Below are 25,066 nucleotides of genomic sequence, written 5' to 3'. Positions count from 1 at the left end.
GCCTGATGCTGGGAGCGTCCGGATGAGCGTCGTGTCCACGTTGCGTGAGCTGGACCATGACCAGCGCCATACGGTCCTGGCCAGCTTCCTGGGCTGGACGCTGGATGCCTTCGATTATTTCCTGCTGACCTTCGTCATCGTCGGCGTCGCCAACGAGTTCGGTGTCGACAAGGCCGACGTGACGCTGGCCTTGCTGCTCACGCTCGCCGCCAGGCCGTTCGGGGCACTGATCTTCGGACGACTGGCCGACCGCTACGGGCGGCGGCCGATCCTGATGCTGGACGTGGTGCTGTTCTCGGTATTCGAGCTGGCCACCGCGTTCTCCACGTCGCTGACCATGCTGCTGGTGCTGCGCTTCCTGTTCGGCATCGCCATGGGCGGCGAGTGGGGCATTGGCGCCTCGCTGGCGATGGAGGCGATTCCGCCGAAAGCGCGCGGGATCGTCTCGGGCCTGCTGCAGAGCGGCTATCCCTGCGGCTTCTTCCTCGGCGCGCTGGCCAACTGGCTGCTGATCGACCACATCGGGTGGCGCGGGTTGTTCGTGGTGGGTGCGGCACCGGCGCTGCTGGTGCTCTACATTCGCCGCAAGGTGCCCGAGTCGCCGGTGTGGCGCCAGCAGCGCCAGGCGCCGCGACGCGGCCTGCGCGAGGCGATGCGCGGGCATTGGAAGCTGGCGCTGTACCTGATGCTGCTGATGACCGCGTTCAACATGTTCAGCCACGGCTCGCAGGACCTCTACCACACGTTCGAGGAGGTCAACCTGCATCTGCCCACCGGCTCGACCGCCGCGTTCGTGCTGGTGGCGCTGTTGAACCTCGGTGCGCTGGTCGGCGGGCTGTTCTTCGGCGCGCTGTCGGAGCGGATCGGGCGGCGTCGCGCGATCGTCATCGCCGCGCTGCTCGCCATCCCGGTGATCCCGCTGTGGATGTATGGCGGCACGCTGGTGCTCTATGGCGTGGGCGCGTTCCTGATCCAGGTGATGGTGCAGGGTGCCTGGGGCGTGGTGCCCACGCACCTGAACGAACTGTCGCCCGGGCACGTGCGCGGCACGTTGCCGGGCTTCGCCTACCAGACCGGCAACCTGCTGGCGGCGGTCACGGCCACCGCGCAGGCGTGGATTGCCAAGGCGCACGGCGGCGATTACGCGTTCGCCATGTCGGTATGGATCGCCGTCGTGGCGCTGGTGCTGGCCCTGCTCGCCTGGCTGGGGCCCGAAGCGCGCGGGGTGGGCTTCGGCCACGCGCCGGACTGATAGAATCCCGGGCTTTGCACCCTCAACGAGACAGGCAATGAAGGCAGGCAAGGACAAGGTGATCGCGTTCCACTACACGCTCACGGTGGACGGCGACAAGGTGGAAAGTTCGCGCGACAACGGCGAGCCGTTGTGGATCCTGCTCGGCCACGGCCAGCTCATCCCCGGCCTGGAGAAGGCGCTCGAGGGCCACGAGGCGGGCGAGACGCTCGCGGTGGACGTCGCGCCGGCCGAGGGCTACGGCGAGCGCGAGGACGGCCGCATCCAGCGCGTGCCGAAGAAGTATTTCCAGCAGGCGAACAAGCTCAAGCCGGGCATGGCCACCGTGCTGGCGCTGAAGGAAGGCGGCCACCGCGCGGTGACCGTGCACAAGGTCGGCATGAGCACGATCGACGTGGATCTGAACCACCCGATGGCGGGCAAGAGCCTGCACTTCGACGTGGCGATCGAGGAAGTTCGCGACGCGACCGAGGACGAGGTCAAGCACGGCCACGCCCATCCGCCGGGGCAGGAGGCGCACTGAGCTGGCAAGAAAACGGCGCTGCGGCGCCGTTTTTTTTTGCCTTGTGAGGTCGTGGCAAGGCTTCCCCCATCCGCCTTCGGCACCTTCCCCCGCGAGCGGGGGAAGGCTCGGTAGTCGGCATCGCGCGAGCGGGCAGCCTGCGGGACGCCACTGAGGAAGAGGTCAAGCGCGGCCACGCCCCATCCGCCGGGGCAGGAGGCGCACTGAGCTGGCAAGAAAACGGCGCTGCGGCGCCGTTTTTTTTGCCTTGTGAGGTCGTGGCAAGGCTTCCCCCATCCGCCTCCGGCACCTTCCCCCGCGGGCGGGGGAAGGCTCGGTAGGTGCATCCGGCAGGTTGGTCGCCTATGGGGGAAGGCTGGGTGGACAGGAGCGTGCGGGTTGATCCTTCCTCCGCTTGCGGGGGAAGGTGCCCGTAGGGCGGATGGGGGAGGCCTTGCCTCAGCCGCTCAATCGAGCAACCGTTTCCCGAACGCGAAGTGGTCGCGCCAATACGGCCCGTCGATGTCGTCCAGCCGCACCGTGCCGCCGCTGTTGGGCGCGTGCACGAACCGCCCCTTGCCGACATACACGCCCACGTGGCTGATGTCGCCGCCGATGTCGAAGAACACGAGGTCGCCGCTGGCCAGTTCGGTCATGCGCCGGACCTTGCGCCCGTCCACTTCGGACATGGCGCGCGAGCTGTGCGGTAGCAGGATGTCCGCCGCCTGGCGATAGATGTAATCGACCAGTCCGCTGCAGTCGAAACCACCGTCGGGCGTATTGCCGCCCCAGTGGTAGGGCGTGCCGACCAGGGCGATGGCCCGGAACAGCACATCGTTGGCGGTGCCCGCACTGGCCGCCGAGGGCGCCTTCGCGGGCAGGTCGGCCAGGGACGAATGCGAGCCCCTGAAGGTCGGTTCGCGCCGATGCGGGCTGCCTGCGCAACCGGCCAGCAGCACCGTCCCCAGCAGAGCGACGCGCAGGCGTGTGGCGGCAGGAAGGCGTCCGGACGCAGTCATGGCAACCCTGGCAGTATTTTGACGAAGCTTAGCCAATCAATGGCTTGCGTCAAGTTCGTGAAACCCGGCTGGAGGTCTCACAGCGCCGCGTCAACCTGCAACGGACGCTCGGCCATCACCTCGCCAGCGGCATTCGTGCCGCGCAGGCGATAGCGTCCCGGCCGCAGCCAGAGCGTGTTGTCGCTGCCGTTCTCCAGGAACACGTAACGGTCGGCGGCCACGGCGTCGTCTGGCTCGTCGGCGTAGTGAGCCTCCACCAGGCAAGGGAAGACGTTGCCGCAAAGGCGAGAGCTGACCGGCACCGCCCGGCGCTCGCCATGCAGCGACAGCCAGTCCGGACGATGGCCGTCGGCGGCCGGGGGCAGGGCGATGGTGGCCTTGCCGTCGATCTTCAACGAAATGACGCGATCGCGCACGTAGGAACTGACCCGCTCGTTGGCCGGTGGCAGGATCACGTTCATGTCATAGGCCCGCGGACGCGCGCTCCACAGGCGGCCGTCCCCCACGTGACGCAACACGATCGCATGCTGTGGATGGAACGCCGCGACGAGCTGGTGGTAGGGCTCGCGCAGGGCGGTACGCGTGTCCAGGTGAGGTGTCAGCCCGCTCTGTGGCACGCCGCGCAGCGAATCGCCGGTGCGCACGGCGTTGTTGACCACCCGGTAGGCTTCCAGCTCGTTGAACGGTTCCTCCTCGCGCACTTCGGTCTGGTCGATGCTGAGCACCTCCAGTCCGCTCAACGCCTCCAGGCGCATGGCCATTGGCAGCACGTCGCCCAGCCGCCCCCTGGCCTTGTCGATGTGCGCGTAACCGGCGTGGACCAGCAATCTGGCCTTCGGATCGCCTGCCAGCACCTTCCGGTAGAGCGCTTGCGCCTGTTGCGTTTCGCGTTCCTGCCCGCCGGGCGTGGTCGACTCGTAGGGCACCAGTACGTAACCCAGGCGCAACGCCTCGCGCACGATCTCTCCGTACACCGGTTCGCGCATGTATTCGGTGCCGCTGCGGTCGGTCGGGTAGCCGCGCTGGCGCAGCGCGTCGCCATCCTCGACCAGCGCCTCGATCGCCAGGTGGGTGAAGCCCAACGCGCGCAGCCGCGGCAACAATGCGAGGGTCAGCAGCCGGGTATGGGCGTCGTGATGTGCTTCGTTGACCATCACCACGCGCCGATGCGCGGCCAGGTCGACGATGGTGTCCACCGCGTCGGCGGCCTGCCACTGGCCTGGCGCGGGCAGCACGGTATCCGCGGGCAGATGCGCCTTCAACGGGAAGTCGCGTACCGCTTCGCCGTAGAGACCCAGTTCGCCTTCGCTGAAGGCGAAATATTGCTGCGCCATCGCGCGGTTTGCCCCGTCCATCTGCGGAATCGCCTGCAGCAGATAGCCGTAGCGTCCCAGTTCGTTGCCTTCGCGCATGGCGGCCAGCAACTGTCGCGTGGAGATGCTGCCGGCGTGCGCCGGCATCGGCTGCATGGCGGCAATCCCTACGAGGGCGAGGATGGCGTGCAGGCGGAACGTCATGCGGCGGCTTCCCCTGGAATGGCTTGGGGCCAGACTAGATTTCACACGGCTCCCGGGCAAGGCCCATGCGCCGGCCTGCTCGTGTCCGTCACCTTGGGGCGGGCATGCTTCCGGACGCACACTGTGGAGGCTGCATGACACGCGACTTCGACCTGATCGTGCTGGGCGCCGGATCCGGCGGACTGACCGTGGCGCAGCGCGCCGCGCGTTACGGCGCCAGGGTGGCGCTGGTCGAGCCCGGACCGCCGGGCGGCACCTGTGCGAACCTGGGCTGCGTGCCGAAGAAGGCGCTGTGGTTCGCCGCGCAGTTGGCCCACGCGCAGGCGCTGGCTGTCGAGTACGGCTTCGACCTCACGCCCGGCCGGTTCGACTGGAACCATTTCCGCCTGCTGCGCGACCGCTACATCGAGGGCATCCGCGCACGCTACACCGAGCGATTGCGGGAAGCGGGCGTGACCTGGGTCGGCGCGGCGGGCCGCCTGCTGGCGCGCGACACGGTGCAGGCCGGCGGCACCCACTACCGCGCGCCGCAGATCGTCATCGCCACCGGCGCGCGGCCACGGCGGCTTCGGTTGCCGGGGTTCGAGCTGGGCATGGTGTCGGACGATGTCTTTTCCATGCGCGCGCTGCCGCGCTCGATCGGCATCGTCGGCGGCGGTTATGTCGCGACCGAATTTGCCTGCCTGCTGCGCGCGCTCGGTTGCGAGGTGGAGCTGCTGATCCGCAAGCAACTGCTCGATGGCTTCGATGCCGAACTGGTGCAGGCGCTGTCCGCGCAGATGCGCGCGCAGGGCATCCGCATCACGCCGCAGAGCAACGTCAGCGGCGCCCGCGGCGAAGCAGGCGCGTTGTTGCTGGACGATGTACGCGGCGCCGCGCACGGGCCGTACGAGGCGGTGTTGTGGGCGGTCGGTCGCGTGCCTAACAGCGACGCGCTCGGGCTGGAGGAGATCGGCGTGGCGCGTGACGGCAAGGGTTTCGTCCAGGTCGATGCGCACCAGAACACCACCGTCCCCGGGATCAGCGCCATCGGCGACGTCACCGATGGCCCCGCGCTCACGCCAGTGGCGGTCTCGGCCGGGTATGCGCTGGTCGAGCGGCTGTTCGGTGGCCAGCCGGAGGCGAGCTTCGACTACCAGGCCATTCCCACCGTGGTCTTCGCCGATCCGCCGCTGGGCAAGATCGGCCTCACCGAGGAGCAGGCGCGGGCGAGCTACGGCGACGCCGTGGCGGTCTACAGCAAGCGCTTCGTGCCGCTGCAGTTCGCGGTGGCGGAACGGCGCGAGCCAACCGTCATGAAGCTGGTCTGCACCGGCGACGACGAACGCGTGCTCGGCCTGCATGCGCTCGGGCCCGGCGTGGACGAGATGCTGCAGGGTTTCGCGGTGGCGATGCGGCGCGGGCTTACGCGGCGGGAGCTGCGCAGCGCGGTGGCGATCCATCCGACCTCGTCGGAAGAGCTGCTCCTGATGCACTGAGCCGGCGTGTCGCCGGCGCTACACTGGACCGATGGACATCTTCCGCCTGGATCAGGGCACCGCGCCCCTGCTGATCAGCCTGCCGCACGACGGCAGCCAGATTCCCGAGGACATCGCCGCACGCATGCATCCGGCGGCGCGGCGCTCGCCGGATACCGACTGGCACGTCACCCGCCTGTATGCGCCGCTGGCGCAGGCGATGGGCGCCAGCCTGCTGCGTCCGCTGGCCTCGCGCTACGTGGTGGACCTCAACCGCCCGGCCGACGGCCACGCGCTGTACCCGGGCCGGCGCGAGACCGGGCTGGTGTCCACCATCGGCTTCGATGGCGAGCCGCTGTACCGCGAAGGCGAGCCGGACGAGTCCGAAGTTCAACGGCGCGTGAACGATTACTGGCGTCCCTACCATGCCGCGCTCCAGCAGGAACTTGCGAGGTTGCGCCAGATGCATGGCCGCGTAGTGCTTTGGGAAGGGCATTCGATCCGCAGCCGCGTGCCGATGCTGTTCGAGGGGCGGCTGCCGGATCTGAACCTGGGCACCGCCGATGGCGCGAGCTGCTTGCCGTCGCTGCAGCAGCGGCTGGAGGAGGTATTGCGGGCACAGGACCGCTTCGATTTCGCGGTAAACGGCCGCTTCAAGGGCGGTTACATCACGCGGCAGTATGGACGTCCAAACGAAGGCGTCGACGCCGTGCAGCTGGAAATGACCCAGCACAATTACATGGATGAAGAGAGCTTCGCGTGGGACGAAGACAAGGCCGCGGTGCTGCGCGCCGCGATCGAGCGGCTGCTGCGCGCCTGCCTCGGCTGACGCAAGTTCCTTCGCGCGCAAGGCCGGCCGTCGCAAGTCAAGGGCCGGGCGCGATCGGCGTGCGTGTGGCCGCTTGCAGTGTTCAGTTGCCGTATCCAGCGCGCGCCGCATCGTGCCCTCGCCGCGCCGCCCGCGATGCCGGGTTCCGGCCGGGTCCGCGGCTCCTCAACAACGTTCCGAGGTTCTTATGCGTAAGCTCGTGATCGCTTCCCTGCTCGTGGCGGGCGTGGCCCTTTCCGGTGTTGTGCTGGCCCAGGACGCAGCTCCGAAGGCAGCGACCAAGACCGAGCAGGCGGCCGCGGCTCCGAAGAAGGCCACGACTCACCACCATCACGCCCACAAGGCGATGAAGAAGGCGGCGGAAAAGCCGGCCGCCGGCAAGTAATCCGGCCCGATGCCTTCAATGACCCCGCCGGCTTTGCCGGCGGGGTCTTTTTGTTTCAGCGGCCCGCGGGCAGCGCGGCGACGCACTTGAGTTCGATCGCGATCGGCGTCGGCAGGGCATCGATGCCCACGGTGGTACGGCAGGCGTCGACGCCGGCGAAATACTCGGCGTAGAGCGTGTTGTAGGCCGGGAAATCGCGTGCCATGTCGGTGAGGAAGACGGTCACGTCGACCAGGTCCTCCCAGCGCGCGCCGCTGGCTTCAAGCACGGCGCGCACGTTGGCGAACACCTGCCGGCACTGCGCCTCGATGTCATAGGCGGCGAGGCTGCCGTCGTGCTCGTGGACGTTGCCTGGCACGCGATTGGTGCCCGGCTCGCGCGGACCGACGCCGGAAAGGAACAGCAAGTTGCCAACCCGGCGCGCGTGCGGGTAGGCGCCGACCGGTGCCGGCGCGGCCTGTGTGCGGATGCCTTCGCTCACGACGGGGACTGCCAGCGCTCGGCCAGGCCGTCCAGCGCCTTGCGGTAGGCCCCGGCCATGCTTTCCCTATCGGTGACGATCAGCCCCAGGTCATGCATGTGGCCGTCGGTCAGGCCGTAGATCCAGGCATGCACGGTGAGCTTCTGGCCGCGCTCCCAGGCATCCTGCACGATGCTGGTGCCGCACACGTTGAGCGCCTGCTCGATGGCATTGAGTTCGCACAGGCGCTCGTGCCGCTCGGTGAAGGGCACCTGCGGCTGCAGCGAGGCTTCGTGCTTGAAGGCGACGTCCTTGACGTGGCGCAGCCAGTTGTCGATCAGGCCCAGCTTGTCCTTGCGCAGTACCGCGCCGACGCCGCCGCAGCCGTAGTGGCCGACCACCAGGATGTGTTCGACCTTGAGCACGTCGACCGCGAACTGGATGGTGCTCAGCGCATTGAGGTCGGTGTGCACCACCACGTTGGCCACGTTGCGGTGGACGAAGATCTCGCCCGGCGGCAGGTCGACGATTTGCGTGGCGGGCACGCGCGAATCCGAACAACCGATCCACAGGTACTTAGGCGCCTGCTGCTGCGAGAGCTGCTCGAAGAAGTGCGGGTCTGCGGCGGTGACGCTGGCGGCCCAGCGGCGGTTGTTGGCGAGCAGATCCTTCAGGGTATGCGGCATGGTTTTTCCCAGATCAATAGCGGATACAGATGTTTTTCGGCTCGGTGAAGAAGGCCAGCGCCTCGGTGCCGCCTTCGCGGCCCAGGCCCGACTGCTTCACCCCGCCGAACGGCGTGCGCAGGTCGCGCAGCAGCCAGCAGTTGGTCCAGACGATGCCGAAGTCGAGCGCGGCGGCGACGCGGTGGGCGCGGGAGAGGTCCTGCGTCCACACCGAGGCGGCCAGGCCATAGCGGCTGTCGTTGGCCCATGCGATCGCTTCGGCCTCGTCCTCGAACGGGATCAGGCTGACCACCGGTCCGAAGATCTCGGTCTGGTTGGTGGCGCTGGCATTGGGCAGCCCTTCGATCACGGTGGGTGCGACAAACCAGCCGTTGGCGCAGCGTCCGGACAGGTGCACCGCTTCGCCGCCGCATAGCACGGCGGCGCCCTCGGCACGGGCCTGGGCAATGCAGCCAATCACCTTGTCGAAGTGGGGTCCGGAGACGAGCGCGCCGAGATTCGTCGACGGTTCCTGCGGATCACCCACGACCAGTTGCCGCACGCGGTCGACATAGCGCTCGCGAAAGCGCTCGTAGATCGACCGCTGCACCAGCAGGCGCGAGCCGCACAGGCAGATCTCGCCCTGGTTGGCGAAGCCCGAGCGCACGATGGTGTCGAGGTTGGCGTCGGAGAGGTCCGCGTCGGCGAACACGATGGCCGGGTTCTTGCCGCCCATCTCCAGTGACACCTTCTTGAACCGCGGCGCCGCGGCGGCGGCGATCGACGCGCCGGTCGCGGTGCTGCCGGTGAACGAGATCGCCTTGACGTCGGGATGTTCGACCAGCGGCTGGCCCACGCTCGGACCGCGGCCCTGCACGATGTTGATCACGCCGGGCGGGAAGCCCGCCTCGATGCTGAGCTCGGCCAGCCGCGCCGCGGTGCAAGGCGTGACTTCCGAAGGCTTGGCCACGACCGCATTGCCAGCGGCGAGCGCCGGCGCGATCTTCCAGGTGAACAGGTACAGCGGCAGGTTCCACGGGCTGATGCAGCCGACCACGCCCAGCGGCTGGCGCAGGGTGTAGTTGACCGCGCCGGTGTCCGGCTGGCCCAGCACCATGGCGTGCGACTGGCTTTCCCAACCCTGCACCGCGGCGGCGAAGTAGCGCAGGTTGCTGACCGCGCGCGGGATGTCGAGGTGGCGCGCCAGCGCAAGCGGCTTGCCACTGTCGCGCGACTCGAGCGCGGCGAAGGCCTCAAGGTCACGTTCGATCAGCTCGGCCAGGCGGTTGAGCAGTCGTGCGCGCTGTTCGACCGGGGTGTGGGCCCAGGCTGGCGCGGCGCGGCGGGCGGCGGCGACCGCATCGGCCACGTCGTCTGCATCGGAATCCGGACAGGTTGCGAATACTTCGCCGGTGGCCGGTTCGTGGACGTCGAGCCAGCGGTCCGCACGGGGGGCCACCAGGCGGCCGTCGATCAGGTTGGCGAGGCGCAGGGTAGGCATCCGGACAAGCTTACGACCTGCCGGGCGGGAATGCACCGGACGGCGGCGTATGTCGCGCGCCGCCGGTATCACGCCCATCGCCCGCGAGCGGGCATCTGCAACGGGGTGTCCAGCGTTTGCGGGAGGCTCAGCTCAGCGCGCGGGTACGGCCGCCGTCGACGGCGATGCTCACGCCGTTGACGTAGGCGGCGGCAGGTGTGCAAAGGAAGGCGATCATGGCCGCGACCTCGGCTGGCTCACCGAAGCGCCGCGCGGGGATGGTGCTCATCAGGTCGCGTGCGATGTCGTTCTCGCTGCGGCCGCTGTTCCTCGCCTGCGTGCCAAGCAGGCTGTCCAAACGGCCGGTGCGGGTGTAGCCAGGCAGCACGTTGTTGACCGTGATGCCGTCGGCGGCCAGTTCGCCCGAAAGCGTCTTGGCCCACGCAGCCACCGCCGCGCGTACGGTATTGGACACGCCCAGGTTCGGGATCGGTTCCTTTACCGAGGTGGAAATCACATTGACGACGCGCCCATAGCCAGCCTCGCGCATGCCAGGGAGCAGGGCCTGCACCATCGCCTGGCCGGCGAGCAGGTGCTGGCGGAACGCCGCTTCGAAGGCGGCCGGGTCGGCAGTGTGCGCGGGGCCGCCGGGCGGGCCGCCGCTGTTGTTGACCAGAATGTGGACGGCGCCGGATGCGGCCACGTCGGTGACCACGCCCTGCAGGCGCGCGGTGTCGAGCATGTCGACCGCCTGCCAGCGGTGTTCCTGTTCGCGCGGGCGCGGCAACTGGCCTGCCAGTTCCTCCAACGGACCGGGCGAGCGCGAGAGCAGGGTGACGGTGGCGCCCAGTTCGGCCAGTTCGATGGCGGTGGCGCGGCCAATGCCCTGCGAAGCGCCGCAGACCAGTGCATGGCGGCCTGAAAGGTCCAGTTGCATCGAATGCCTCCGTGTTGGACGTAGCCCTGCTGGGGTTGCGGTGCTGCCTTCAGCGTGCTTTCCACTGCAGGAACATCGCGGCGAACCAGCAGCCCCAGGCCAGCCACGGCGACACCCGCCACAGGCCGAACCAGCGGGTGATCGCGTCGTCCCGCAGCAGTTCCGGCAGGCGCGGCTGCGAGGAGCGCAACACGTGCTGCATGCGCATCCAGGTGCGCACCGCGCTGGGTCGTCCCTGATCCGGCTCGGCGATGATCTTCCACTGCTGCGGGTGACGCTGGCGTAGCAGCTGCGCGATGCGGTACTGCGCCAGGTAATACAGCACGAAGCAGGCGATGCCGCCGGTCAGGAGCAGCAGGTAGAGCGCGACGAAGGAGTTCACGTGCCGCTCTTGCTCCAGTGCGTGGGCAGCGCGGTGCGCAGCGTGTTGAGCAGGCCCTTGCCTTCCGGCGCCTTGTCGCAGATGCCGTTTTCCACGGCCTTGGCGTAGCTCTCGTTCATCATGCCGATCCAGACCGCGCCGTCAGGCCCGTGCGGGATGCGGAAACTGCCATTGGAGGTCATCCGCACCGGCGCCTCGGCCGAGAACGTGGCCGGCGACTGCTCCCAGTAGGTGTCCCCGGCCTGCTGGTCGGCCGAGCTGTAAACCACCAGGTAGCGCGCCTTGTCGCTGGTCACCTTGAGCTGTCCGAAGGCGCCGGTAGTGGCGCTGCTCCAGCCCATGTACTCGCACAGCTGGATGTCTTGCGAGTCGATCGGCTGGAAGGCGGCATCGAGCAACACCGTGGTCGGCGCGAACAGGTAGCTCGAATGCAGCCAGCGGCCGTTCAATTCCGACTTCAACGCCACCCGGTAGGGCAGCTTGGCGTCGGCCGGCAGGCGGAAGGCGAGGAAGTAGCTGCGCACACCGTTCAGGCTGGCCACCATGCTGCCGGGACCCAGCTCGAACTTTTTCGGCCGCCACGGCAGCGGTGTCAGGTAGGAGAAATCCGCGAAGCTGCCGCAGCAGGGCGTGGCCTTCTGCAACTGGAGCTTGGCCTGCTCCAGCGCATTGCCGGTGTCGGTCGGCGGGCGCAGGTTCGGCGGCACCAGCACCTTGACGCTGTGGCATGCGCCAAGCAGCAGGGTGAGGGCGACCAGCAGGAATGTCAGCGGAAGGCGACGGAGCATGGCGGTCAGAAATCGGCGGATCCGGCGGCGCGCGGGTAGGGGATCGCGTCGCGGATGTTGGACAGCCCGCACACATAGCACAGCAGGCGCTCGAAGCCCAGCCCGAAGCCGGCGTGCGGGACGGTGCCGTAGCGGCGCAGGTCGCGGTACCAGCCGTAGGTGGTGAGGTCCAGGCCGAACTTGGTCATGCGGCGATCGAGGTAGTCCAGACGCTCCTCGCGCTGGCTGCCGCCGATGATCTCGCCGATGCCCGGCGCGAGCACGTCCATCGCAGCGACCGTCTTCTCATCGTCGTTCAGGCGCATGTAGAACGCCTTGATCGCCTCGGGGTAGTTCATCACCACCACCGGGCGGCCGACGTGCTTTTCGGCCAGGTAGCGCTCATGTTCGGTCTGCAGGTCGACGCCCCAGGCCACCGGGTACTCGAACTTCTGGCCCGAGTTCTTCAGGATCTCGATCGCGTCGGTGTAGTCGATGCGCTCGAACGGCTGGGCGATGAAGTTCTCCAGACGCGTGATGGCGTCCGGCGCGACGCGTTCGGCGAAGAACGCCATGTCGTCGGCGCGCTCGTCCAGCACCGCCTTGAAGATCGCCTTGAGGAAGCGCTCGGCGCAGTCGGCGTCGGCGGCGAGGTCGGCGAAGGCGATCTCCGGCTCGATCATCCAGAACTCGGCCAGGTGGCGCGGGGTGTTGGAATTCTCCGCACGGAAGGTCGGGCCGAAGGTGTAGACCTTGCTCATCGCCAGGCAGTAGGCCTCGACGTTGAGCTGGCCCGAGACGGTCAGGAACGCCTCGCGGCCGAAGAAATCCTTGCGGAAGTCGACCTTCCCCTCGGGCGTGCGCGGCAGGTTGGCCAGGTCCAGCGTGGACAGCCGGAACATGTCGCCGGCGCCCTCGGCGTCGGAGGTGGTGATGATCGGCGTGTTGATCCAGAAGAAGCCTTCGGCCGTCAGGTGGCGATGGATCGCCGTCATCATGGTGTGGCGCACGCGCGTGACCGCGCCAAACAGGTTGGTGCGCGGGCGCAGGTGGGCCACCTCGCGCAGGAACTCCATCGAGTGCTGCTTGGGCTGGATCGGGTAGGTCTCCGGGTCGTCCACCAGACCGGTCACTTCCACCTCGGTCGCCTGGATCTCGAACGCCTGGCCCTTGCCCTGCGAGGGCACCAGGGTGCCGGTGACGATCACGCCGGCGCCGGCGGTCAGGTGGCGGATCTCGCTCTCGTAGTTGGCGAGCGTGGCCGGCGCCACCGCCTGGATCGGATCGAAACAGGAGCCGTCGCTGACGTTGACGAAGGACAGGCCCGCCTTCGAATCGCGCCGCGTGCGCACCCAGCCGCGCACGGTCACGGTGCTGCCGGCCTCGATGGCGCCGGAAAGGGCCTGCTTGACGCTGGACAAGGTCGGGCTAACTACCGCCATGGGATTGAAACTCCTGCGCGCGCGCCGCATCTGGACGCTGTCGTGTTCGATTCGCCGCGCCGGAGCACGGCGCGTCGGGGCAAACCCGCATGATAATGTAGGCCCGCGGCCTTCTTCACCTTCAGGCGCCATGAGCATTTCGATCACTCCCCCCGCCCGCGAGCGCATCCGCCAGTTCCTCGCCCAGACGCCCGATGCGGTAGGCGTGCGCTTCGGCGTCAAGCGCACCGGCTGCTCGGGTTTCGCCTACGTGGTGGACCTGGCCGAGGACGCGCGCCCGGACGACCAGACGCTGGAAGTCGACGGCATCCGCCTGATTGTCGACGCCAGGAGCCTGCCCATGGTCGAGGGCACGGTGATCGATTTCCGCCGCCAGGGTCTCAATGCCGCGTTCGTGTTCCACAATCCCAACGCCACCGGCGAGTGCGGCTGCGGCGAGAGCTTCACCGTCGGCTGAACGCGTCCTGCCGAGGCAGCAGGCCGCTTGCGGGCGCTGCTCTTGCCCGTGCATCGCCCGCAAGCGGGCTCCTGCAGAAATCACGCGCGCTTTACGTGGCAATGCGCGGCGCGATACACTTCCGCTTCTGTCCGCGCCGCATCGGTGTGGGCAGGCACTTGCCTCACCGCATCCGGCGGGAGGCTGCGAGGTCCTTCGGGGCCGCATCCACAAGGAGCCAACACCACAATGACCATGCGTCATTACGAAATCGTGTTCCTGGTCCACCCTGACCAGAGCGAGCAGGTCCCGGCGATGATCGACCGCTACAAAGCGCTGATCGAGGCCGACGGCGGCAAGGTCCACCGTCTCGAGGACTGGGGTCGCCGCCAGCTGGCCTACCCGATCGAGAACCTGGCCAAGGCACACTACGTGATGTTCAACATCGAAGTGAGCCAGAACGCTCTGAACGAGCTGGAGTCCGGTTTCCGCTTCAACGATGCCGTGCTGCGCCACCTGGTGGTTCGCCGCGACGAAGCCGACACCGAGCCGTCCTTCATCCTGAAGTCCAAGGAAAAGGATGACGCCAAGTCCACGCGTCGTCGCGACGACGACAGCGACGGCGACGAGCGCCCGGCCCGCCGTGAGCGCGAAGAGCGCGACAACGATCGCGACAGCGACTGATCCAGGAGCACATAGCCATGTCCAAGTTCTTCCGCCGCCGCAAGTTCTGCCGCTTCACTGCCGAAGACGTGAAGGAGATCGACTACAAGGATCTCAACACGCTGCGCCAGTACGTCACCGAGAACGGCAAGATCGTCCCCAGCCGCATCACCGGCACCAAGGCGCGCTACCAGCGCCAGCTGGCCACCGCCATCAAGCGTGCGCGCTTCCTGGCGCTGCTGCCGTATACCGATAATCACGACGTCTGACGACGTCCGGGAATAGGGAATCGGGAATGGGCAATCGTCAGGAGCAGCGCGCTCCCCGACTTTTCCGTTCCCGATTGACCATTCCCTCGATGTTTGACGACATCCGGATAGGGAATCGGTAATCGCGGATAGGGAATCGTCCGGAGCAGCGCGCTCCTCGATTTTTCCATTCCCGATTGACCATTCCCCATTCCCTGCTCTTCGGACAACCGTCCACGGCTGCGCCGGCCTCCCCGGCGCTAACGAAAGGAAAGACCCATGGAACTGATTCTTCTCGAGAAAGTCCGCAACCTCGGCAACCTGGGCGACAAGGTCAAGGTCAAGCCGGGTTACGGCCGCAACTACCTGCTGCCGCAGGGCAAGGCCGTGCCGGTCACCGCCGCCAACCTCGAAGCCTTCGAGAAGCGCCGCGCCGAGTACGAAGCCAAGGCCAACAGCCTGCTGTCCGACGCCGAGTCGCGCAAGACCAAGCTGGAAGGCGCTGAGGTGACCATCGCCGCGCACGCCAGCCCCGAAGGCAAGCTGTACGGCTCGGTCGGCCCGCGCGAGATCGCCGATGCGCTGGAAGCGGCCGGCCACAAGGTCAGCAAGGGTGAAGTGATCCAGGGCGAAGGCCCGATCCGCAACACCGGCGAGTACGACGTGGTGATCAGCCTGCACGCCGATGTGCAGACGCAGGTCAAGGTGATCGTGGTCGGCGAGAAGTAAGCCGATCCATCATCGCGGTAGACGAACGGGCGCCCTCGGGCGCCCGTTTTCTTTTGCCTGCTTGCCGGAAATCCCTCCAGGGGGTTGATGGCGTCGAGTCCGGTCCGGGCGGGCAGGGGCCGAGGTCGCGGAAAGCCAACGCTGGAACGACCAACAAAGCCCCATGGGGGAAGCATTCCCGCGAGCCCCGGCCCTTCACCCCAACCCTCTCCCCGGAGGGGAGAGGGAGCCAGGTGCGCCGCTCGCGCAGACAGACCGGCAAGTCCTCTTGCCTCAGCTCCAATGCGCCCGCGGTGAAGCGGCGACAGCTCCTCTGGTGAGGCTTGGGGGCAGCCGCCTCAACGCCCCGCGTTCGGGGGTGAGATCACGTTGTAGGGCAGCGCGTCTGGTTCGATCGGCGCGCCGCCGACACCCAGCGGCCTTTCGCCCATGCCAGGCGCCCCCGCGGTGGCCGCGTCGCCCATGCGGTTGCCCTGCTCGGGCACGGCCATGCCGCTGCCCAGGCTCGGATCGGCCGCGTCGCCGGTGCTGGCGCCCTGGGCGGCATCGTTGACGGTGCCGGCCTGCACGCCACCGACGACGCCGGGGCCGGCGGCGTTGCCCGCGCCCATGCCGGTGCCGACGCCGCTGATGGCCGGATTGCTGGTGGTCTTGCCCGGCCCGGGGCCGGTCGGGGTGGTCGATCGGGACATGGCGGCTCCTCCTCGCAACGGGCTCATGCTGACGGCCGTGCGGTGACCGCCCCGTAAAGCCTGCCAGGCACACGCCAGCCCGGTATGCCTGGCTGCGGCCAGCAGTCGGGCTGCGACGGTATGCTCGCCCCATCCATAGCCGAGGAGCGCCCATGCGCCGTCACCACCACGAACGCCACCGGACCGGGCACATGGGCTGGCTGCGCGCCGCCGTGCTCGGCGCCAACGACGGGATCGTCTCCACCGCGAGCCTGCTGATGGGTGTCGCGGCCGCGCACGCGGACCGCCATGCCGTGCTTCTCGCCGGCATCGCTGCACTGGTTGCCGGCGCGATGTCGATGGCGGCGGGGGAGTACGTGTCGGTCCATTCGCAAGCCGACAGCGAGCAGGCCGAGCTCGCCCGCGAGCGCGAGGAGCTGGCCACCGACACCGATGCCGAACACCGCGAGCTGGCCAACATCTACGTCGGGCGTGGACTGGAGCCGGCACTGGCACGGCAGGTCGCCCAACAGCTGATGGCGCACGACGCGCTCGACGCCCACGCGCGCGACGAACTGGGCATCACCGAGGTGTTCCGGGCGCGACCGCTGCAGGCGGCGGCCGCCTCCGCGGCAAGCTTCGCGGTGGGCGCCGTGGTGCCGCTGCTGGTGGCGGCGATGGCGTCCGGAGCGATGCAGCTATGGCTGGTCTTCGCCGTCTCGCTCGCCTGCCTGGCGCTGCTCGGCGCACTCGCCGCGCGGATGGGCGGGGCCGCCGCTGGTGTCGGTGCGCTGCGCATCGCGTTCTGGGGCGCCCTGGCGATGGGGCTCACCACCGGCACGGGCATGCTGTTTGGCGCGGTTCCCTGAGTACGGCGCCGTCGCTTGGGTTGCACATCGCCGCCACGGGGGTTATGCAGGGGGCAGGCAATTCACACGGGCGGTAAGCGCATTGAAAAAGAAGCAGTCTTCCATCGGGCAGTGGCTGGTCTCGGGCGTGGTGGTGATCCTGGCCATCGCCGTGGGCGTGTTCATCTGGCGCAAGGCCACGCAGGCGGGCGGCGAGCCGACGCCGGTGCCGGCGTCGACGACAGCCGCCAGCGCCGGCACCGGGCCGGCAGCCGCTTCCACCGCGATCCAGCATCCCATCGCCCAGGCCACGCCGGCACTTGCCTCGACTGCGCCGCTGCCGGCGCTGGATGCCAGCGATACCGATGTCGCCAGCGCGCTGCTGGCGCTGGGCGGCAGCCCGCTGGACGGGCTGCTGCGGCGTGACCAGATCATCCGCCGCGTTGTCGCCACGGTGGACGCGCTGCCGCGCCAGAGCGTGGGCACCAACATCCTGCCGCTGAAGACGCCCCAGGGCGCGTTCGTGGTCGAGCAGGCCGATGGCGCCATCACCCTGAGCCCGCGCAATGCCGAGCGCTATGCGCCGTACATGCAGGTGCTCGAGGGCGTCGATCCCAAGGCGCTGGTGGCGTGGTACGTCGCGCACTACCCGCTGTTCCAGCAGGCTTATCGCGACCTTGGCTATCCGAAGGGCTACTTCAACGACCGCCTGGTGATCGCCATCGACGACATGCTGGCCGCGCCGGTGCCGGATGGGCCGGTGGCCCTGGTGCAGCCGAAGGTGTTCTATCGCTACGCGGATGCTGGCCTGGAGGCACGTTCGGCGGGGCAGAAGCTGCTGATGCGCCTGGGTGCAGACGACGAGGCCCAGGTCAAGGCAAAGCTGCGGCAGATCCGTGCCCTGCTTACTGGCGCCACGCTGCCGGCCGGGGCCGCTTCGGCGCGATGAAGCCCGCCCTGGGTCGAGCATCTAGCAATGATTGGGGGGCAGCCGCCGGTGCACGGCGGTCGCGGCGATCGCCGCATGGCCCACCGCAACGCTTATCTGGTTGAGCGCGCTGACCACGTCGCCGATGGCGTAGATTCCGGGGACGCTGGTCTGCAGGTGGTCGTCCACCACCAGCGCGCCTTCGTCGTCCATCCGCGCGCCCAGAGCCGCGGCGAGTCCCGACTGCGCATCGGCGCCCAGCACCGGATAGAGCGTCTCCAGACGCAGCCGCCGACCGTCGGCAAAGTGGGCCTGGCAGACACCGTCGACCAGCTCGAGCCGCCGCGGGGCGGGCCACAGCTGCACCCCGCCGTCGGTCGCGCGTCGCTGCAGGCCCTCGTCCAGCGCCGTGTCGTCGGTGGGCAGCACGCAGACGTGCCGGGAGAACGTGCGCAGGAACGCGGCATGCCCGACCGCCGAATCGGCCGGGCCGAGCACGCCGATCACGTCATCGCGCGCCTCGTAGGCGTCGCAGACCGCGCACAGGCGCACGGTGCCCGAGGCGATCGCGTCCTCCACGCCTTCGAGCGTGGGCAGGCGGTCGACCACCCCGGTGGCCAGCATCACCGTGCGCGCATGCCACCGGCGCTCGCCGTCGCTGGCGGTAAAGCCTTCGGCGTGGCGGTCCAGCTGGGTAATGCGGGTGCGCACGCCAGGCACGCCGTACGCCTGTGCCTGCAGCCGGAAACGCGCGAGCAACTCGTTGCCCGCCACGCCGAACGGAAAGCCCGGGCAGTTGTGGCTGGCCGGGATCCAGCGCGCGCGGCTGGCCCCCGCATCGGCCAGCAGGATGTGCCGGCGGAAGCGGGCCAGGTAGGTGGCCGCCGTGAGACCGGCGGGACCGGCCCCCACGATCAGGCAATCGAGTATTTCTTCGGGCATGTGGATGCGCCATGGGGCGACAGCCCGGGTGGCCGTCGCGTGAAGCCCGGGCGGCGCAGCGGACCCGACGAGACAGCACCCTCACGGCCCCTTGCCGGCCCGGCGACAAGGGCCGGTCGATAGTGTGAACGGCGTCACAGATGGCGACCCGCGACCGGCCGCCGGCCTGACGAGCGGAAGGCGCACGGTGCGGGACCGGCACGGATGGCCGCCACGCCTGAACCGGCCATCCCATCCAACCAGCATGTCGCGCAGGGAGGCTCGCGAGGAGTGCGCTTGCCAGGATCCTCCATGCCAGCGTCAGCAGGGGGCGGTTTCATCGCCGGCAGCGGCGAGATGGCGCAGCGCATCCGCGACTTCGACTGGGCCGACTCGCCGCTGGGACCGTACGATCGTTGGTCCGGCTCGCTGTGCACGCTCGTGTCCATGATGCTTGAGAGCGAATTGCCGATCGCGCTCGGTTGGGGGCCGGAGCTGACGTGCATCTACAACGATGCGTACCGGCCACTGCTGGGCAGCCGGCCGGAGGCGCTGGGACGGCCGTTCCGCGACGTCTGGCCGGAAGCGCCCGACATCACCGAACCGGTGATCCAGCGCGCGCTGGAGGGCACACCCAGCTGCTTTCGCGACGCGCGGTTCCTGATCGAACGCCAGACGTTCCGCGAGGTGGCGTACTACGACTACTGGATCGGACCGGTACGCGACGAAAACGGGCGGGTGGCGGGGCTGGTCAACGAAGCGATCCAGACCACCCAGCGTGTGCTCGCCGAGCGACGCCTTCGCTTCCGCACGCGGCTGGGCGACGCCCTGCGCGACCTGACCGACCCGCGCGACGTAATGGCCGTCGCCGCGCGCCGGCTGGGCTGGCACCTGCGTGCCGATCGCGTGGGGTACTGCGAAGTGGACGACACCGGCGAATACTTCACCGTCGAGCGCGACTGGCTGCGCGGCGACATGCCCAGCGCGGTGGGGCGGCACCGCCTGTCCGAGCTCGGTCCCCGGCTGATCGCCGAAGCGCTGACCGGCGTGGCCATCCGCGTGGACGATCCCTTCGATGATCCGCGGGTCGAACCGGAGGTGGCCAAGGCCCACCACGCGCTCGGCGGTCTGCGTGCCAGCCTGACCGTGCCGCTGGTCAAGGGCGGCCGGCTGGCGGCCTTTCTGTCGGTGCAGCAGCGCGAGCCGCGGCACTGGACCGACGAGGACGAAGCGGTCGTGCGCGAGGTGGCCGAGCGCACCTGGGCCAACGTCGAGCGCGCGCGCGCCGAAGCCGCGCTGCGCGCGACCAGCAACCGGCTCAAGCTGATCCTGGAAAGCACCACCGGCTACGGAATCCTGACGCTCGACCTGGAGGGGCGCATCACGCTGTGGAACTCCGGCGCGCAGCGCCTCCTGGGCTGGCGCGAAGACGAAGTACTGGGCCAGCGGGTGGACATCATCTTCACGCCCGAGGACCGCAACCAGGGTGTGCTGGAAGAGGAAATGCGATGCGCCGCCGAGACCGGGCGCGCCCAGTACGACCGGCAGCGCGTGCGCAAGGACGGTTCGCGCTTCTTTTCCAGCGGCCTGATGATGCCGCTGCGCAACGGCGGCGGCCGGCTGCTCGGCTACCTCAAAGTATTGCGCGATCGCACGCTCGAACATCACGCGCAGGAAGCGCTCGAACGCGGCGTCGCCGAGCGCACCACCGAGCTGGCCGCGACCAACCGTCAACTGCTGGCGCAAATCGAGGAGCGCGAGCGGGTGGAGGCCACGTTGCGCCAGATGCAGCGGCTCGAAGCCGTCGGCCAGCTCACCTCCGGCGTGGCGCACGATTTCAACAACCTGCTCACCGTGATCACCGGCAACATCAGCATGCTCGAGCGCGTGTGCGCGGAAAAGCTCGAGAGCGATCCGCGCATCCGCCAGCGCCTGACCTTCATGAAGGACGCCGCCTCGCGCGGCGCCAAACTGACCGCGCAACTGCTCGCCTTCTCGCGCCGCCAGCGGCTGGAAGCCAAGGCGGTGGACCTCAACGGCATCGTTGCCGGCATGCGCGATCTTCTGCAGAGTTCCATGGGCGGCTCGGTCCAGCTCACCATGAGGCTGCAGCCGGGTCTGTGGACCGCACTGGTCGATCCGACCCAGATCGAGCTGGTGATCCTCAACCTGGCGATCAATGCGCGCGATGCCTCACCCGTGGGCAGCGAGCTGATCGTGGAAACCGCGAATGTGGCATTGCGCGATCCGGCGTCCCGGCCGGAGGAACCCGCGCCCGGCGATTACGTGATGGTCGCGGTGACCGACCACGGCAGCGGCATGACGCCGGAGGTGCTCGCGCGCGCGTTCGAACCGTTCTTCACCACCAAGGAGGTGGGCAAGGGTTCCGGGCTCGGCCTGGCGCAGGTATATGGCTTCGCCAAGCAGTCCGGCGGCGGCGTGCGGATCGACACGCGGCCGCATGAAGGCACATCGGTCAAGGTGTACCTGCCGCGCGCGGCCGGCGCCACGGCGCACGCGGAAGAGGCGCCATCGACACCGGTACACCGGGCCGACGGCGTGGCACGGCATCGCATCCTGCTGGTCGATGACGATACCGACGTGCGCGAGGTCACCGCCGCGATTCTCGCCGAGCGCGGCTACGAGGTGATCGAGGCTGGCAGCGGCGGTTCGGCGCTGGACGTGCTCGACCGCGAGGGCGGCGAGATCGACCTGATGCTGATGGACTACGCGATGCCCGGCATGAACGGCTCGGAGGTGGCGCGCGAGGCACACGCCAAGCGGCCCTCGCTACCCATCCTGTTTCTCACCGGCTATGCCGACTTCGGTGCGTTCAAGGACATCGGAGACGAGCGCATCGTAAGCAAGCCATTCCGCGACGAAGACCTGCTGGCCAAGGTGCAGAACATGATCGGCGCGAACGGCCGGAACCGCCCGGTGCGCCGCGCATGAGCGATGCCTGGGACTTTAGGCCGACAGCGCCACGCGCGCCTCGCTCAAGGCGGCAAGCGTCCTGACGGGGCCGGGCACGACTTCCAGATCCACCTCGCCCGCAGCGCGCGCCTGCGCCAGGTCGCGGGACAGCCGCGCGGAGTCGGCGCCGGTCGATACGCGGGTCAGGCAGAAGGCCTGATTGCGGCCGCCCGCCTTGGCCTGGTACAGCGCCAGGTCCGCCAGCGCCAGCGCATCCTCCCACCCCTGGCCGGGCCGGGCCGGGAAATTCACCGCACCGATCGAGGCCGTCACCGGCACGCGCTGGTCGGCGAACTCCACCGGTGCGTCGCCGATCGCATGCAGTACGTGGCGCGCCAACGCGGGCAGGGCGCTGGCCGGTGTGTCGCGCAGGATCAGCACGAACTCCTCGCCGCCCCAGCGCACGATCGCATCGCCATGGCGCAGCAGGCCGCGCAGGCGCTGCGCGACGGCCACCAGCACGGCATCGCCAGCGGCGTGGCCCCAGCTGTCGTTGATGTGCTTGAAGAAATCCAGGTCCAGGATCAGCAAGCCGGTGCCGGCTCCCGGTTCCGGGTCGGTCGCGCGCCGGCGTGCCGGTTGCTGCAGGTGGTCGAGCAAGCCCTGCGCGTGGCGGCGGTTGAACGCGCCGGTGAGCGGATCGACCGAGGACTGCCGCGCCAGCCGCCGGTTGGCCTGCCGGGCGCGCCGGATCGAATGCATCAGCAGCACCGAGCCCAGCGCGAGCATGGCCGCTAGGGCGACCCAGAGCCGGTTGCGCCAGCTCTCGGCGGCCAGCTGGGCCTGCTTGAGCTGGTTCTGCGCCGACAATTGGGCGATCTGCTGGCTCTTGCGCTCGGCCGCGTACTTTTCCTGCAGGTCGAGCACCACTTTCTCACGCTGCTGGCGAGTGAGGTCGGCCTCCAGGGCGTCGGCCTTCTGCAGTTGCGCCAGCGCTTCGCGGTAGCGTCCAGCGCTTTCGAGCACCTTGACCAGTTCCTGCGTGATGCCGATGACGTAGGTGGTATTGCCGTGGCGTTCGGAGATGTCGATGGCCTGGTGCAACGTGGCCACGCTCGCGTCGAACCTGCCCTGTCGGCTGAGCGCGATGCCGATATTGGCCAACGGCGCGGCACGGTCGATCTCGCTGCCGGCATCGCGGGCCAGCGCATCGGCGCGGCGCGCATAGTCGAGCACGCGCTGATTCTGGCCGGACTGGCTGAGGTAGTAGTCGGAAAGGTTGTTGAGCGCCAGGATGCGGATGGCCATCTGAGCGGGATCGTGCTCGGAGAGGGCCAGCGCGCGTTCCAGTGCCACCCGCTGGTGCGGCCGGTCGTCCAGCAGCGAATAGGCGTGACCCAGGTCCAGCGCAATGGTGCCCATGATGGCGTGGTAGTTCACGGCATTGGCGCGGCCATAGGCCTCCTCCCCGACCTCGACGGCACGGCGCGGGTCGCCCATGTCGGCGTTCAGAGGGGTCATGGCGGCGAGTTGGCGGATCTGCTCGGCTTCATCATGACGCTCGGCGGCCAGGTCGTAGGCCTTCAGGCGCGTTTCGATGGCCAGGTTGAAGCGTCCGTCCACGCCTGCATTCCAGGCTTGGGCGGACAACAGCGCCGCTGGCGCGCTGGGGTCGCCATCCAGTTGTGGCAGCAGAGCGGCGGCCTGGTCGAGGTAGACCCGCCCCGCGGCGGGCGTGGAGGCCCGTACAGTGAGGTTGGCTTTGGCCAGCAGCAGGTCGAAGCGGCAGCGCATGCAGGCCTCATGGGTCGCCATGGCTTCGAGCGCCTTCATGCTCGCTTCCAGGGAGGCGGCCCCACCACCTGCCATGGCCAGGTCAAGCAAGGCGCTGTGGTAGCGCCAGCGTTGCTCCAGCGGCGCGTCCGCCCCTGGCACGTCATCTGCCTTGCCCAGACGCTCGATGGCCGCCGCCGCCGAGCGGTACCCGTGCAGGCGCTGGTCGCGCAGCACGTCGTCCACGCGCTCACCGGCGATGGCTAGGGCCGGCAGCAACAGGAACAACCCGGACAGGAAAAAGGCTTTCATGCTTCCTTATCGGCCGGGCGGGACAGACACTTGAGGTCGCGCGCACCTGCAGTTGCGCCCTTGGCCGGCCCGATTCAAGCTTGCGCGCGCATGGCCGATAAGCGATCTGGATTTTTTTGGCTGATCGCGCCGGTCGACGGTGCGGAGACACGCGCTTGAACCTGTCCGTCGTTCCCGATTTCCTTGCCATCGGCGGCCTGGTGCTGGTGTTCGCCGCGTTGCTCAGGAAAACCGGCCAGACCCGCCCGCGTTACTGGCTGGTCGGGTGGGCGATGATCCTGGTGCACATCGTGGCGCAGTTCGTCGAGCGCAACCTCGCGGCCGGCCCGGCAGCCGACGCCGCGCTGGCCGTATCGCTGTCGATGCTGCTGCTGACCAGCGTGGCCTTCATCTGGGCCGGCTCCGATGCGCGCCTGGCCTGGTGGCGGGATCTGGCCATCACGCTGGCGGCGGCGGTTCCCGACGTGGCGTTCTTCGTGCTGGCGGCCTACGGCGCCGACGCACGCCTGGCGTATCTGCTGTGCACCGCGCTGGGGATGGCCTCGACCGCCTGGGTGTTCCGCCGCGACCGGCGCAAGCCGTCCTGGTGCGTGCCGATCGTGGTCGGGATCTATGCGGTGCAGGCCACGTTCGCCTGGCAGGGCGCGATCGACCAGGCGCTCAACTGGATGCTGTTCTGGCACTACCTGGCGGTGGCGTTCTGCTTCTACCGCGGTGCGGCGCGCCCGTCGGTGGGCGTGGCCTTCACCACGCTGAGCTTCGTCGCGTGGGCGGCGGTGTTCCCCGTGGCGTCGGCGCTCGAGCCGTGGCTGGCCGGCTGGGGTATCCAGGACGAGGCGTGGAACCTGCCCAAGTTCCTGGTCGCCACCGGCATGATCTTCACCTTGCTGGAGGAACAGATCGGCCACGCCGAACATGCCTCCCAGCACGATGCGCTGACTGGCCTGCCGAACCGGCGCGTGTTCGCCAATCGGCTGGCACAGGCGCTCAGGCGTGCGCGCGAAAGCGGCGGGCGCATGGCGATGCTGGTCATCGACCTCAACGACTTCAAGCGCATCAACGACACGCTGGGCCACGCGGCCGGCGACGCCTTGCTGCACTTCGTGGCGCAACGGCTCCAGCAGGGCATCCGCGCGGGCGACACGCTGGCGCGGCTGGGCGGGGACGAGTTTGCCGCGATCCTGCCCGAGGTGGCCGACCGGGCCGGCGCGCTGGCACGTGCCGAGCGGCTGGCGCGCGCGTTCGACGCCAGTACGGAGTTCCAGGGCCTGCAGCTGTCCATCGGCGCCAGCATCGGCCTGGCGCTGTACCCGGACGATGGCCAGGACGAGACGCGCCTGTATGCCGCCGCCGATCGCGCCATGTACGCCAGCAAAGTGGCCGAACGCACGCCACCGCAAAGCGATGCCGATCCGGAGCCGGCGTAGGAGCCGCGAGGCCGACGCCTCCCGCAGCCGGCTAGTTGTGATCTCTCAGTAGGTTGTTCACCCGGGGCGATCCCGGGATTCTGGAGGTGCGACCCACCCAGCC

Annotated in this window: 25 protein-coding genes; 13 read left to right on the top strand and 12 right to left on the bottom strand. The window is 68.8% G+C overall.

Translation table 11 applies throughout. The features are described 5' to 3' along the window. Positions 1-22 precede the first annotated feature (22 nt). Positions 23-1,252 carry an MFS transporter gene (locus tag J7I44_RS08905; RefSeq protein WP_209619177.1) on the top strand — a complete coding sequence of 410 codons (1,230 nt, stop codon included), beginning with the start codon at positions 23-25 and terminating at the stop codon, positions 1,250-1,252. A gap of 37 nt (positions 1,253-1,289) precedes the next feature. Further along, complete coding sequence (locus tag J7I44_RS08900; RefSeq protein ID WP_209619174.1) at positions 1,290-1,775, top strand: FKBP-type peptidyl-prolyl cis-trans isomerase; 486 nt, start codon at positions 1,290-1,292, stop codon at positions 1,773-1,775. Positions 1,776-2,221: 446 nt separating this feature from the next. Here the strand turns inward: J7I44_RS08900 and J7I44_RS08895 are convergent, their stop codons facing one another. Continuing rightward, positions 2,222-2,773, bottom strand: coding sequence for a C40 family peptidase (locus J7I44_RS08895; RefSeq protein WP_209619171.1), 552 nt, complete (start codon positions 2,771-2,773; stop codon positions 2,222-2,224). A 77-nt stretch (positions 2,774-2,850) separates the two neighbouring features. After that, complete coding sequence (locus tag J7I44_RS08890; RefSeq protein WP_209619168.1) at positions 2,851-4,290, bottom strand: hypothetical protein; 1,440 nt, start codon at positions 4,288-4,290, stop codon at positions 2,851-2,853. Between the two features lie 134 nt (positions 4,291-4,424). Here J7I44_RS08890 and gorA point away from each other — a divergent pair, with 134 nt between their 5' ends. From gorA to J7I44_RS08875, 3 genes are all read left to right on the top strand, one after another. Next, on the top strand, positions 4,425-5,768 hold the full coding sequence (gene gorA, locus J7I44_RS08885; RefSeq protein WP_209619165.1) for a glutathione-disulfide reductase: 1,344 nt from the start codon (positions 4,425-4,427) through the stop codon (positions 5,766-5,768). 31 nt (positions 5,769-5,799) lie between these two features. Continuing rightward, positions 5,800-6,576 (top strand): N-formylglutamate deformylase, encoded by a 777-nt coding sequence (gene hutG / locus J7I44_RS08880; protein ID WP_209619162.1) that lies wholly within the window; start codon positions 5,800-5,802, stop codon positions 6,574-6,576. A 187-nt stretch (positions 6,577-6,763) separates the two neighbouring features. Continuing rightward, on the top strand, positions 6,764-6,961 hold the full coding sequence (locus J7I44_RS08875) for a hypothetical protein (protein ID WP_209619159.1): 198 nt from the start codon (positions 6,764-6,766) through the stop codon (positions 6,959-6,961). A 55-nt stretch (positions 6,962-7,016) separates the two neighbouring features. On the opposite strand, the gene J7I44_RS08870 is transcribed toward J7I44_RS08875, so the two are convergent. The 7 genes from J7I44_RS08870 to asnS form a co-directional block, all read right to left on the bottom strand. After that, the gene (locus tag J7I44_RS08870) at positions 7,017-7,442 is read right to left on the bottom strand and encodes a RidA family protein (protein ID WP_209619156.1); all 426 of its coding nucleotides are present in this window, start codon (positions 7,440-7,442) and stop codon (positions 7,017-7,019) included. Then, positions 7,439-8,107, bottom strand: coding sequence for a carbonate dehydratase (gene can / locus J7I44_RS08865; RefSeq protein WP_245188068.1), 669 nt, complete (start codon positions 8,105-8,107; stop codon positions 7,439-7,441). The genes J7I44_RS08870 and can overlap by 4 nt, the downstream gene beginning before the upstream one ends. Positions 8,108-8,120: 13 nt before the next feature. Continuing rightward, a complete protein-coding gene (locus tag J7I44_RS08860) occupies positions 8,121-9,587 on the bottom strand; it encodes an aldehyde dehydrogenase (RefSeq protein WP_245188067.1) in 1,467 nt (488 codons plus the stop codon). Positions 9,588-9,714: 127 nt separating this feature from the next. Further along, on the bottom strand, positions 9,715-10,503 hold the full coding sequence (locus J7I44_RS08855) for an SDR family oxidoreductase (RefSeq protein WP_209619152.1): 789 nt from the start codon (positions 10,501-10,503) through the stop codon (positions 9,715-9,717). Between the two features lie 49 nt (positions 10,504-10,552). After that, a complete protein-coding gene (locus J7I44_RS08850; protein ID WP_209619149.1) occupies positions 10,553-10,885 on the bottom strand; it encodes a hypothetical protein in 333 nt (110 codons plus the stop codon). Beyond that, positions 10,882-11,673 carry a MalM family protein gene (locus tag J7I44_RS08845; protein WP_209619146.1) on the bottom strand — a complete coding sequence of 264 codons (792 nt, stop codon included), beginning with the start codon at positions 11,671-11,673 and terminating at the stop codon, positions 10,882-10,884. Before J7I44_RS08845 ends, J7I44_RS08850 begins: the two co-directional genes overlap by 4 nt. Before the next feature lie 5 nt (positions 11,674-11,678). Beyond that, positions 11,679-13,094: an asparagine--tRNA ligase gene (gene asnS / locus J7I44_RS08840; RefSeq protein ID WP_209619143.1), complete on the bottom strand. Its 1,416-nt coding sequence runs from the start codon at positions 13,092-13,094 to the stop codon at positions 11,679-11,681. A gap of 130 nt (positions 13,095-13,224) precedes the next feature. Between asnS and J7I44_RS08835 the strand changes: the two genes are divergently transcribed. The 4 genes from J7I44_RS08835 to rplI all read left to right on the top strand — a co-directional run bounded on the left by J7I44_RS08835 (position 13,225) and on the right by rplI (position 15,170). Next, on the top strand, positions 13,225-13,551 hold the full coding sequence (locus J7I44_RS08835) for a HesB/IscA family protein (protein WP_209619140.1): 327 nt from the start codon (positions 13,225-13,227) through the stop codon (positions 13,549-13,551). Between the two features lie 228 nt (positions 13,552-13,779). Further along, a complete protein-coding gene (gene rpsF, locus J7I44_RS08830; RefSeq protein ID WP_245188066.1) occupies positions 13,780-14,214 on the top strand; it encodes a 30S ribosomal protein S6 in 435 nt (144 codons plus the stop codon). Between the two features lie 17 nt (positions 14,215-14,231). Continuing rightward, positions 14,232-14,462: a 30S ribosomal protein S18 gene (gene rpsR / locus J7I44_RS08825; protein WP_209619137.1), complete on the top strand. Its 231-nt coding sequence runs from the start codon at positions 14,232-14,234 to the stop codon at positions 14,460-14,462. 258 nt (positions 14,463-14,720) lie between these two features. Then, the gene (rplI, locus tag J7I44_RS08820) at positions 14,721-15,170 is read left to right on the top strand and encodes a 50S ribosomal protein L9 (protein WP_209619134.1); all 450 of its coding nucleotides are present in this window, start codon (positions 14,721-14,723) and stop codon (positions 15,168-15,170) included. 338 nt (positions 15,171-15,508) lie between these two features. Here rplI and J7I44_RS08815 read toward each other — a convergent pair whose 3' ends face one another. Further along, positions 15,509-15,862 carry a hypothetical protein gene (locus J7I44_RS08815; protein WP_209619132.1) on the bottom strand — a complete coding sequence of 118 codons (354 nt, stop codon included), beginning with the start codon at positions 15,860-15,862 and terminating at the stop codon, positions 15,509-15,511. A gap of 152 nt (positions 15,863-16,014) precedes the next feature. Between J7I44_RS08815 and J7I44_RS08810 the strand changes: the two genes are divergently transcribed. Then, on the top strand, positions 16,015-16,710 hold the full coding sequence (locus J7I44_RS08810; RefSeq protein ID WP_209619128.1) for a VIT1/CCC1 transporter family protein: 696 nt from the start codon (positions 16,015-16,017) through the stop codon (positions 16,708-16,710). A gap of 82 nt (positions 16,711-16,792) precedes the next feature. Further along, complete coding sequence (locus J7I44_RS08805; RefSeq protein ID WP_209619125.1) at positions 16,793-17,638, top strand: DUF3014 domain-containing protein; 846 nt, start codon at positions 16,793-16,795, stop codon at positions 17,636-17,638. Positions 17,639-17,659: 21 nt separating this feature from the next. Here the strand turns inward: J7I44_RS08805 and J7I44_RS08800 are convergent, their stop codons facing one another. Beyond that, the gene (locus J7I44_RS08800) at positions 17,660-18,559 is read right to left on the bottom strand and encodes an NAD(P)/FAD-dependent oxidoreductase (protein WP_209619122.1); all 900 of its coding nucleotides are present in this window, start codon (positions 18,557-18,559) and stop codon (positions 17,660-17,662) included. Between the two features lie 291 nt (positions 18,560-18,850). Between J7I44_RS08800 and J7I44_RS08795 the strand changes: the two genes are divergently transcribed. Next, positions 18,851-21,490 (top strand): response regulator, encoded by a 2,640-nt coding sequence (locus J7I44_RS08795; protein ID WP_209619119.1) that lies wholly within the window; start codon positions 18,851-18,853, stop codon positions 21,488-21,490. Between the two features lie 15 nt (positions 21,491-21,505). On the opposite strand, the gene J7I44_RS08790 is transcribed toward J7I44_RS08795, so the two are convergent. Continuing rightward, entirely contained in the window at positions 21,506-23,536 is a 2,031-nt protein-coding gene (locus tag J7I44_RS08790) for a tetratricopeptide repeat-containing diguanylate cyclase (RefSeq protein WP_209619116.1), read from the bottom strand. Positions 23,537-23,691: 155 nt separating this feature from the next. Here J7I44_RS08790 and J7I44_RS08785 point away from each other — a divergent pair, with 155 nt between their 5' ends. After that, entirely contained in the window at positions 23,692-24,963 is a 1,272-nt protein-coding gene (locus J7I44_RS08785; protein ID WP_209619113.1) for a GGDEF domain-containing protein, read from the top strand. Positions 24,964-25,066 lie beyond the last annotated feature (103 nt).

Source organism: Frateuria flava (genome assembly GCF_017837635.1).
GTDB classification, from domain to species: domain Bacteria; phylum Pseudomonadota; class Gammaproteobacteria; order Xanthomonadales; family Rhodanobacteraceae; genus Frateuria_A; species Frateuria_A flava.
The sequence above is the reverse complement of the archived record's forward strand: the minus strand, read 5'-3'. Positions and strand labels throughout refer to the sequence as shown.

Coding starts and splice junctions, on each gene's coding strand:
- J7I44_RS08905 (WP_209619177.1), top strand. CDS start 23: ATGAGCGTCGTGTCCACGTTGCGTGAGCTGGACCATGACCAGCGCCAT.
- J7I44_RS08900 (WP_209619174.1), top strand. CDS start 1,290: ATGAAGGCAGGCAAGGACAAGGTGATCGCGTTCCACTACACGCTCACG.
- J7I44_RS08895 (WP_209619171.1), bottom strand. CDS start 2,773: ATGACTGCGTCCGGACGCCTTCCTGCCGCCACACGCCTGCGCGTCGCT.
- J7I44_RS08890 (WP_209619168.1), bottom strand. CDS start 4,290: ATGACGTTCCGCCTGCACGCCATCCTCGCCCTCGTAGGGATTGCCGCC.
- gorA (WP_209619165.1), top strand. CDS start 4,425: ATGACACGCGACTTCGACCTGATCGTGCTGGGCGCCGGATCCGGCGGA.
- hutG (WP_209619162.1), top strand. CDS start 5,800: ATGGACATCTTCCGCCTGGATCAGGGCACCGCGCCCCTGCTGATCAGC.
- J7I44_RS08875 (WP_209619159.1), top strand. CDS start 6,764: ATGCGTAAGCTCGTGATCGCTTCCCTGCTCGTGGCGGGCGTGGCCCTT.
- can (WP_245188068.1), bottom strand. CDS start 8,107: ATGCCGCATACCCTGAAGGATCTGCTCGCCAACAACCGCCGCTGGGCC.
- J7I44_RS08860 (WP_245188067.1), bottom strand. CDS start 9,587: ATGCCTACCCTGCGCCTCGCCAACCTGATCGACGGCCGCCTGGTGGCC.
- J7I44_RS08855 (WP_209619152.1), bottom strand. CDS start 10,503: ATGCAACTGGACCTTTCAGGCCGCCATGCACTGGTCTGCGGCGCTTCG.
- J7I44_RS08845 (WP_209619146.1), bottom strand. CDS start 11,673: ATGCTCCGTCGCCTTCCGCTGACATTCCTGCTGGTCGCCCTCACCCTG.
- asnS (WP_209619143.1), bottom strand. CDS start 13,094: ATGGCGGTAGTTAGCCCGACCTTGTCCAGCGTCAAGCAGGCCCTTTCC.
- J7I44_RS08835 (WP_209619140.1), top strand. CDS start 13,225: ATGAGCATTTCGATCACTCCCCCCGCCCGCGAGCGCATCCGCCAGTTC.
- rpsF (WP_245188066.1), top strand. CDS start 13,780: ATGACCATGCGTCATTACGAAATCGTGTTCCTGGTCCACCCTGACCAG.
- rpsR (WP_209619137.1), top strand. CDS start 14,232: ATGTCCAAGTTCTTCCGCCGCCGCAAGTTCTGCCGCTTCACTGCCGAA.
- rplI (WP_209619134.1), top strand. CDS start 14,721: ATGGAACTGATTCTTCTCGAGAAAGTCCGCAACCTCGGCAACCTGGGC.
- J7I44_RS08815 (WP_209619132.1), bottom strand. CDS start 15,862: ATGTCCCGATCGACCACCCCGACCGGCCCCGGGCCGGGCAAGACCACC.
- J7I44_RS08810 (WP_209619128.1), top strand. CDS start 16,015: ATGCGCCGTCACCACCACGAACGCCACCGGACCGGGCACATGGGCTGG.
- J7I44_RS08800 (WP_209619122.1), bottom strand. CDS start 18,559: ATGCCCGAAGAAATACTCGATTGCCTGATCGTGGGGGCCGGTCCCGCC.
- J7I44_RS08795 (WP_209619119.1), top strand. CDS start 18,851: ATGCCAGCGTCAGCAGGGGGCGGTTTCATCGCCGGCAGCGGCGAGATG.
- J7I44_RS08790 (WP_209619116.1), bottom strand. CDS start 23,536: ATGAAAGCCTTTTTCCTGTCCGGGTTGTTCCTGTTGCTGCCGGCCCTA.